General features: G+C 40.6%; 1 protein-coding gene. It reads left to right on the forward strand.

Annotated features, from left to right (window positions below):
* The first annotated feature begins 303 nt into the window (after positions 1–303).
* On the forward strand, positions 304–516 hold the full coding sequence (gene nqrM, locus HCZ11_RS19520; protein WP_036966498.1) for a (Na+)-NQR maturation NqrM: 213 nt from the start codon (positions 304–306) through the stop codon (positions 514–516).
* Positions 517–729 lie beyond the last annotated feature (213 nt).

Here is a 729-nt window from a genome sequence, read left to right on the forward strand (position 1 = left end):
TGCAGAATTCAGCGTTTCACAGGTGCTTAATATCAAGGCGTTACTTTGCAACAATGGCAGTCCCTTTTAAGAAGTAACAACGATGAGAGTAAGCGCCTGTGAAGCGCCCAAAGGGTTGGTTTAAAAGCGATTTATACTGCGTTATTGATTTTAACAATAGAACCACTATTGCTTGCAATCAATGCCTTGCCTAAATCGCTTTTAATTCCAACTGAAACTCGCACCTTGAGGTGGTTTGGGTATATAATACACGCAGCCTAATAAATTAGGCTCGATTTAATTGCTGACGATAGGGGCAAAGCAATGTCACTTTTTCTTCTTACATTTGGTCTACTTATTTTAATTGTGGCAGCGATGGCTGTCGGCATGATTGTGCAAAAGAAATCAATGGCCAGTAGTTGCGGTGGCTTAGGCGCAGTTGGTATAGACAAAGCCTGCGACTGTGACGACCCATGTGACAAGCGTAAAAAGCGCATGGCAAAAGAACAAGCCTGGAAAGAGAATCAAATTCTCTAATCAGAAAAAAGCGCCCAAAGGCGCTTTTTTAATACCTACCTTTATGTAGACAGTCACTGTAATTTCTTATCACAATCTTGCGGCAGAATATATCTTGTCTAAACTTTAGTTACAGCCCATGCATTTTAAATTATCAGTTCAAGGAGTGGACGATGGCTTTAGCAAGGAAGCGGCAAATCTGTTTGTCGAATACTAAATACTATCACTGTGTAT

Origin of the sequence: Pseudoalteromonas sp. HF66 (genome assembly GCF_011806445.1) — a bacterium.
In the GTDB taxonomy this organism is placed as follows: domain Bacteria; phylum Pseudomonadota; class Gammaproteobacteria; order Enterobacterales; family Alteromonadaceae; genus Pseudoalteromonas; species Pseudoalteromonas apostichopi.